Genomic DNA, 7,869 nt, shown 5'->3' with positions numbered 1-7,869 from the left:
GCCCGCCGCTGGCCGCCGACCCGGCCCCGCCCGCGCGCCCTGACCGGCCCATCCGCCTGCTCAACCCACCCGAGGAGATCCGCGTCCTCTACGTCATCCCCGAGGGGCCGCCGGCGCAGTTCGTCTGGCGTCGGCAGACCCTGCGCGTCGCCCGCCATGCCGGGCCCGAGCGCATCGCCCCGGAATGGTGGCACGACCGCCCCGGCACGCGGCTGCGCGACTATTTCCGCATCGAGGACGACAGCGGCCTGCGGCTGTGGATCTATCGCGAGGGGCTGGTCCATGACGGCCGCGGCGGCACGCCGCGCTGGTACCTGCACGGGATATTCGCCTGATGCCCGACCATCATGCCCGCCCCGAGATCCTGCTGCCCAAGGTCGAGGCCCCGAACCCGCCCGCGGATTACGTCGAACTGGCCGTGACCAGCGCCTTCAGCTTCCTGCACGGCGCCTCGCATCCGCGCGAACTGGCGCTGGCGGCGCATCTGATGGGCTATGACGCGCTGGGGATCGCCGACCTGAACAGCCTGGCCGGCGTGGTGCGGCTGCATGCCGCGGCGAAGAAGCTGCAGCTGCGCCCGGTGATCGGGGCGCGGATCGTGCTGGCGGACGGCACCGCCTTCCTGGCCTATCCCACCGACCGCGCCGCCTATGGCCGGCTCGCCGCGCTCATCACCAAGGGGCGGCGGCACGACCTGGACGGGAAATGGCAGCAGAAGGGGCGCTGCGACCTGAGCCTTGGCGACCTGGCCGCCCATGCGCAGGGGCTGCGGCTGGTCTGGCTGCCGGGCGAGGATCTGTCGCCCCTGCCCGGACTGGCCGCGCGCCTGCCGCAGCTGTCCCATGTCGCGGCAAGCTGGCTTTATCGCGGCGACGACCGGGCGCGGATCAACCGGCTGGACCGGGCGGCGCGGGCCTCGGGGCTCTCCATCGTCGCGGTGAACGACGTGCATTACCACGCGCCCGACCGCCGCCCGCTGCAGGACGTGATGACCTGCATCCGCGAGGGCACCACCATCGTAGAGGCCGGCCTGCTGTTGGCGCAGAACGCCGAGCGTTACCTGAAGCCCCCGGCCGAGATGGTGCGCCTGTTCTCCGACTGGCCCCATGCCATCCGCGCCACGCGCGAGATCGCCGACAGCTGCCGCTTTTCGCTGGACGAGTTGCAATACGAATATCCCAAGGAGACCGTGCCCGCCGGCCTGACCCCGCAACAGCATCTCGAGGATCTGACCTGGCGCTGTGCCCACCGGCGCTATCCCGACGGCATCCCGCCGCAGGTCCAAGCCACCATTCGCAAGGAACTGGATCTGATCGCACGCAAGGAATATGCGCAATATTTCCTGACCATCCACGAGATCGTGCGCTTTGCCCATGATGCGGCGATCCTGCACCAGGGCCGCGGCTCGGCGGCCAATTCGGCGGTCTGCTACGTCCTTGGCATCACCCCGGTCGATCCCGCCAAGCATCAGCTGCTGTTCGAGCGCTTCATCAGCGAAAACCGCAAGGAGCCGCCCGACATCGACGTGGATTTCGAGCATGAGCGGCGCGAGGAGGTCATCCAGCACATCTATGACGAATACGGCCGCGACCGTGCCGGCCTCTGCGCCACGGTGATCCACTATCGCCCGCGCAGCGCCATCCGCGAGGTCGGCAAGGTCATGGGCCTGTCCGAGGACGTGACCTCGGCGCTTGCCGACACGGTCTGGGGCAGCTGGGGCAAGGACATCTCCGCCGCCTCGACCGACCAGGCGGGGCTCGACCTGGACGACCCGCTGCTGCGGCGCGCGGTCAGGCTGGCCGACGAGATGATCGGCATGCCGCGCCACCTGTCGCAGCATGTCGGCGGCTTCGTGCTGACCGAGGGGCCGCTGTCGGAGACCGTGCCCATCGGCAATGCCGCCATGCCCGAGCGCAGCTTCATCGAATGGGACAAGGACGACATCGACGAATTGCGCATCCTCAAGGTCGATGTGCTGGCGCTGGGGATGCTGACCTGCATCCGCAAATGCTTCGAGCTTGTCCGAGTGCATTACGGCAAGGCGCTGGCGCTTTCGGACTTCGACCATGACGACCAGCCGACCTATGAGATGCTGAAAAGGGGCGACAGCATCGGCACCTTCCAGGTCGAAAGCCGGGCGCAGATGGCCATGCTCCCGCGGCTGAAGCCCGAAAGGTTCTACGACCTGGTGATCCAGGTCGCCATCGTCCGTCCCGGCCCGATCCAGGGCAACATGGTCCACCCTTACCTGCGCCGCCGGGCGAAGTTGGAGACGGTCGATTACCCCGGTCCCAAGGATGGCGACCCGGACGAGCTGAAAAATATCCTGTTCCGCACCGAAGGCGTGCCGATCTTCCAGGAACAGGCGATGAAGATCGCCATGGTCGCCGCCGAATTCACCCCCGACGAGGTGGACGAGCTGCGCAAGGCCATGGCCACCTTCCGCTCGCGCGGGACCATCGGCCGGCTGGAGGTCCGCATGGTCGGCCGCATGGTCGAACGCGGCTACACCCGCGACTTCGCCGAGCGATGCTTCAACCAGATCAAGGGTTTCGGCGATTACGGCTTTCCCGAAAGCCATGCGGCGGCCTTTGCGCACCTGGCCTATGTCTCGGCCTGGCTGAAATGCCATCACCCGGCCGCCTTCGCCGCGGCGCTCTTGAACAGCCAGCCGATGGGCTTCTACGCGCCCGCCCAGATCGTGCGCGACGCGCGCGACCACGGCGTCACCGTGCTGCCGGCCGATGTGAACATCAGCGCATGGGACAACACGCTGGAGCCCTGCGACGGCGCCTTCGCCCTGCGCCTGGGCCTGCGCCAGATCGACGGGCTGTCCGAGGCGCTGGCCGGCAGGATCACCGCGGCACGGGACGAACCCTATGCCGACCTGGCCGACCTGAAGGCGCGCGCCGGGCTTGATGCCCGCGCCATCCGGCTGATCGCGGCGGCGGACGGGCTGCGCTCGATGGGGCTCGACCGGCGGGCGGGGCTGTGGCAGGCGCGCGGCTTGCGCGACGCGCCGGAACTGCCGCTGTTCGGGCGTCGGGACGAGGGGGCCGAGCCCGCCGTCGCCCTGCCCGCCATGGCCCTGTGCGAACATGTCGCCGCCGATTACCAGACGCTGCGCCTGTCGCTGAAGGCCCATCCCATGGCCTTCCTGCGCCGCAGCCTGACGGCGCAGGGCTATGTTCCGGCGGCGGGCCTGGCGCGATTGCCGAACCGCGCCAGCCTGCGCATGGCCGGCATCGTGCTGGTGCGCCAGCGTCCCGGAAGCGCCAATGGCACCTGCTTCGTCACGCTGGAGGACGAGACCGGGGTGGCAAATCTGGTGATCTGGGAAAAGACCTTCGCACGTTTCCGCAAGGTGGTGATGACCGCCCGCCTGCTGGAAGTGCATGGCCACCTGCAGCGCGCCGCGGGCGTGACCCATATCGTCGCGCATTGGCTGGGCGACCGCTCCGACGCGCTGCTGCGCCTGGCCGGAGAGACCTCCCCGGCCCTGCCGGCCCCGCGTGCCGGCCATCCGCGCCAGGTCAGGGTGCTGCCGAAATCGCGCGATTTCCACTAGGGCCGCGACCAGCCCGCGCCTTGTTTCCGCCGCGGCCCATCCGCTAGGCTGCGGACGAATCGGGGGCGGAGGAAACGCCGTGCAATGGTCGGCCGCACAATATGCAAAATTCCTGGGCGACCGCACCCGCCCGGCGCGCGACCTGCTGGCGGCGGTGCCGCTGGAGGCGCCGGGCCTGATGGCGGACATCGGCTGCGGGCCGGGCAATTCCACCGCGCTGCTGGCCGAGCGTTTTCCCGGCGCGCAGATCGTCGGCCTTGATCCCGACGCCGACATGATCCGCACCGCCCAGGCCGCCCTGCCCGGCTGCCGCTTCGTGCAGGGGGATGTCGAAAGCTGGCGTCCCGAGGCGCCGCCCGAGCTGATCTTTGCCAATGCCTCGCTGCAATGGGTGCCCGATCACCGGGCGCTGCTGCCGCATCTGGTCGGGCTGCTGCGCCCCGGCGGCGTGCTGGCGGTGCAGATGCCCGACAATCTGGACGAGCCGAGCCATGTTGCCATGCGCCGCGCCGCCGGCGATCCGCGCTGGTCGGCCCGGCTGGCCGGGGCGGCGGGGCAACGCCGGCCGCTGCTGTCGCCGGCAGAGCTGCATGCCCTGCTGCGCCCGTCCTGCGCCCGCGTCGATGTCTGGCGCACGGTCTATCATGTCGAGCTGGAAGGGCTGGAAGGGATCGTGGAATGGTTCCTCGGCTCGGCGCTGCGGCCCTATCTGGACCGGCTGGACAAGGCCGAGCGGCCCGAGTTCCTTGCCGCCTATCGCCGCGGGATCGCACCCCATTACCTCGAAGCCGCGGGCTGGGTGCTGCTGCCCTTTCCGCGCAGCTTCCTGGTCGCCACGGCCGCCTGAGGGGCTGGCGGAGCGGCGGCCCAAAGGAAAAGCCGCGCCCGTTGCGGGGCGCGGCCTTGCATGGTCCCGTCGAAGGGGCAGATCCTACTTGATCTTGCCTTCCTTGTATTCGACATGCTTGCGCGCAACCGGGTCGTATTTGTTGACCGTCATCTTTTCGGTCATCGTGCGGGCGTTCTTCTTGGTGACATAGAAATGCCCGGTCCCGGCCGTCGAGTTCAGACGGATCTTGATCGTCGTCGGCTTCGCCATCTCTTTCGCTCCTGCTGCGGGGCAAAATGCGTCTCGCCAACCCCGTGGAATTCTCTTGAAGCCCGCCTTTTAGCGGCAGAACGGGCGAAGTCAACCGGGAATCGGCCGGAAATCGTCGGCCTTGCGGCGAAAATCGACCGCCCCCGAACCGCGCCCGCCAAAGGCCCGCGGGCCACTTGGCGGAGCGATCAGGAAAGATTTGCGCGGATGGCCTGTAAGCCGGATTTTGTTCCGGGGTCGCCCCCTTCGATGACCATTCCTCTGGCCCCGCCATTGCTGACGGGGTCTAGCTGCCAACCCGGACCTGCTGGGGCGAAGGCGGCCCTGTCTTGCGACGCGCGGTCCCTATTCGGCATTGCTCCCGGTGGGGCTTGCCGTGCCGGGACTGTTGCCAGCCCCGCGGTGGGCTCTTACCCCACCGTTTCACCCTTGCCTGCGGCGTGCCGCCGGCGGTCTCATCTCTGTGGCGCTTTCCCTGGGGTTGCCCCCGCCGGGCGTTACCCGGCACCGTGCCTTCATGGAGTCCGGACTTTCCTCGACGTTGCCGCCGCGGTCATCCGGCCATCCGCGCAAGGCCCAGATAGGGCGCGGCGCCTTCGGGGTCAAGCGCCGCGCCGGTTGCGCCGCCGGATGAGTATTTGAAGAACGAAGAAGACGGCTGCGGCGGTGCAACCGCGCGGGATGGCCGGAGGCGCGGTTGTAGAGGATCCGCCGGTTCAGCGGGTGCAATCGGGGGGCGCGGTCGGGATGGCGGGGTGCGCGGCGCAGGCGCTTCAGAACGGCACGTCGTCCAGCGCGCCGCCGCCGGACGAGGGCTGCACGTAGCCCGCCTTCACCGTCTTGAAGCCGGTGGGGAACTGGATGGTCAGCGTGTCCTCGGCGATGCCCATGATGGTGCCATTGCCGAATTTCTGGTGGAATACCCGGTCGCCGACCGAAAACCGCGCCGCCGGCTCGGCATCGATGACGACCGGGGTGCGATGCACGGGCTGGGCCCGCTGGGCGGAGCGTTCCTGCATCCGCTTCCAGCCCGGCGAGTTGTAGACATCGGCCCGCGCCGCGCGTTCGTGCATCACCGATTGCGCAAAGGGCTGGGCCGCCGCGCCATAGCCGCCGCCATAGAGGCCCGGCGGCGTCAGCACCTCGACATGATCCTCGGGCAGTTCGTCGATGAAGCGCGAGGGCAGGCTGGACTGCCATTGTCCATACATGCGGCGGTTGCCGGCAAAGCTGATCGTCACCAGCTCCTCGCCGCGGGTGATGCCGACATAGGCCAGGCGCCGTTCCTCCTCGAGCCCCTTCATGCCGCTTTCGTCCATGCTGCGCTGGCTGGGGAACAGCCCGTCCTCCCACCCCGGCAGGAAGACGATGGGATATTCCAGCCCCTTGGCGGCGTGAAGGGTCATGATGCTGACCTCCTCGGACTGCTCGCCCTTGTCATTGTCCATGACCAGCGCGACATGTTCCAGGAAGCCCTGAAGGTTCTCGAATTCCTCCAGCGCCTTGACCAGTTCCTTGAGGTTGTCGAGCCGGCCCGGCGCGTCGGGGTTCTTGTCGTTCTGCCACATGGCGGTATAGCCGGATTCGTCCAGGATGCGCTCGGCCAGCTCGACATGGTTCACGCGGCTGTCCAGCGCATCGGCGTGCCAGCGGCCCATCGCCTCGGTGAACTGGCGCAGCGCCCCCGCGCCCTTGCCGCCAATCGCGCCGGTGGCGACGGCCGAGGCCGCGCCCTCCAAGAGCGACAGCCCGCGTTCGCGCGCCTCGACCTGGATCTTCTGCACTGCCTTGTCGCCCAGCCCGCGCTTGGGGACGTTCACGATGCGCTCGAAGGCCAGGTCGTCGGTGGGGCTGACCGCCAGGCGGAAATAGGCCATGGCGTCGCGGATTTCCTGCCGCTCGTAGAAGCGCGGGCCGCCGATCACCCGATAGGGCAGGCCGATGGTCATGAAGCGGTCCTCGAAGGCCCGCATCTGGTGGCTGGCCCGCACCAGGATGGCGATGTCGTTCAGGCTGCGCCGGCCGACGCTGTGGCGATGGCCGCCGTGGAAGGCCTCGATCTCCTCGCCGATCCAGCGCGCCTCGGCCTCGCTGTCCCAATGGCCGATCAGGCGGACGCGCTCGCCCTCCTCGGCCTCGGTCCAGAGGGTCTTGCCCAAGCGCCCCTTGTTCGCCGCGATCAGCCCCGAGGCGGCGGCGAGGATATGCGGGGTCGAGCGATAGTTCTGTTCCAGCCGGATCACCTGGGCGCCGGGGAAATCGCTTTCGAAGCGCAGGATGTTGCCGACCTCGGCGCCGCGCCAGCCATAGATCGACTGGTCGTCGTCGCCGACGCAGCAGATGTTGCGATGCGCCTGCGCCAAGAGCCGCAGCCACATGTATTGCGCGGTGTTGGTGTCCTGGTATTCGTCCACCAGGATATAGCGGAAGCGGTCCTGCCAGCCGCGCAGCACGTCGGGATGCGCCTGGAACAGGTTCACGCAATGCATCAGCAGGTCGCCGAAATCGACCGCGTTCAGCTCCAGCAGCCGGCGCTGATAGGCGGCGTAAAGCCGGCCGCCGCGGCCGTCGAAGGCGCGTTCCTCGCCCTGGGGCAGCTTGGCGGGGGACAGGCAGCGGTTCTTCCAGCCGTCGATCAGATGCGCGAGTTGGCGCGCCGGCCAGCGTTTTTCGTCGATATTCTCGGCCTGGATCAGCTGCTTGAGCAGCCGGACCTGGTCGTCGGTGTCCAGGATGGTGAAGCTGGGCTTCAGGTGCAGCGCGCCATCGCCGATCAGTTCCGCGTGGCGGCGCAGGATCTTGACGCTGATCGAATGGAAGGTGCCGAGCCAGGGCATGCCCTCGACCATCTCGCCCAGAAGACGGCCGATGCGGTTCTTCATCTCGCGCGCGGCCTTGTTGGTGAAGGTCACGGCCAGGATCTGCCCCGGACGCGCGCGGCCAAGGTTCAGCAGATGCGCGATGCGGGTGGTCAGGGCGCGGGTCTTGCCGGTGCCGGCGCCGGCCAGCAGCAGCACGGGGCCGTCCAGCGCCTCGACCGCGTCGCGCTGCGCCGGGTTCAGCTCGTCCAGATAGGGCGCGGGCCGCACGCCCATGGCACGCTGGGAAAGCGGAACCGGGGCGGCTGCGGCCTCGAAGGCGTCCGAGTCGTCGAAATTGCTCATGCCCGCACCATAGCCCCGCAGCCGCGCTCGGGAAAGCC

General features: G+C 68.7%; 5 protein-coding genes and 1 other RNA gene. 3 read left to right on the top strand and 3 right to left on the bottom strand.

From position 1 onward, the window contains the following. The 3 genes from IT40_RS15355 to tam all read left to right on the top strand — a co-directional run. The coding region (locus IT40_RS15355) for a DUF6504 family protein (protein WP_036756940.1) at positions 1-335 on the top strand (335 nt) is incomplete at its 5' end. Further along, positions 335-3,568 (top strand): error-prone DNA polymerase, encoded by a 3,234-nt coding sequence (locus IT40_RS15350; protein ID WP_036756937.1) that lies wholly within the window; start codon positions 335-337, stop codon positions 3,566-3,568. The genes IT40_RS15355 and IT40_RS15350, both read left to right, overlap by 1 nt. 79 nt (positions 3,569-3,647) lie before the next feature. Next, positions 3,648-4,415 (top strand): trans-aconitate 2-methyltransferase, encoded by a 768-nt coding sequence (tam, locus tag IT40_RS15345; protein WP_036756935.1) that lies wholly within the window; start codon positions 3,648-3,650, stop codon positions 4,413-4,415. Between the two features lie 84 nt (positions 4,416-4,499). Here tam and rpmG read toward each other — a convergent pair whose 3' ends face one another. The 3 genes from rpmG to IT40_RS15335 all read right to left on the bottom strand — a co-directional run bounded on the left by rpmG (position 4,500) and on the right by IT40_RS15335 (position 7,831). Then, positions 4,500-4,667 (bottom strand): 50S ribosomal protein L33, encoded by a 168-nt coding sequence (rpmG, locus tag IT40_RS15340; protein WP_036638206.1) that lies wholly within the window; start codon positions 4,665-4,667, stop codon positions 4,500-4,502. Between the two features lie 199 nt (positions 4,668-4,866). After that, positions 4,867-5,236, bottom strand: an RNA gene (rnpB, locus tag IT40_RS26810) — RNase P RNA component class A. Positions 5,237-5,440: 204 nt separating this feature from the next. Next, positions 5,441-7,831, bottom strand: a complete 2,391-nt coding sequence (locus IT40_RS15335; protein WP_036756932.1) for an ATP-dependent helicase — start codon at positions 7,829-7,831, stop codon at positions 5,441-5,443. Positions 7,832-7,869 lie beyond the last annotated feature (38 nt).

It is taken from the genome of Paracoccus versutus (assembly GCF_000763885.1).
Lineage (GTDB): Bacteria > Pseudomonadota > Alphaproteobacteria > Rhodobacterales > Rhodobacteraceae > Paracoccus > Paracoccus versutus.
This window is presented reverse-complemented; position numbering and strand designations above follow the sequence as displayed.

Excerpts from the sequence above, each read along its gene's own strand:
- IT40_RS15350 (WP_036756937.1), top strand. The coding sequence starts at position 335 with ATGCCCGACCATCATGCCCGCCCCGAGATCCTGCTGCCCAAGGTCGAG.
- rpmG (WP_036638206.1), bottom strand. The coding sequence starts at position 4,667 with ATGGCGAAGCCGACGACGATCAAGATCCGTCTGAACTCGACGGCCGGG.
- IT40_RS15335 (WP_036756932.1), bottom strand. The coding sequence starts at position 7,831 with ATGAGCAATTTCGACGACTCGGACGCCTTCGAGGCCGCAGCCGCCCCG.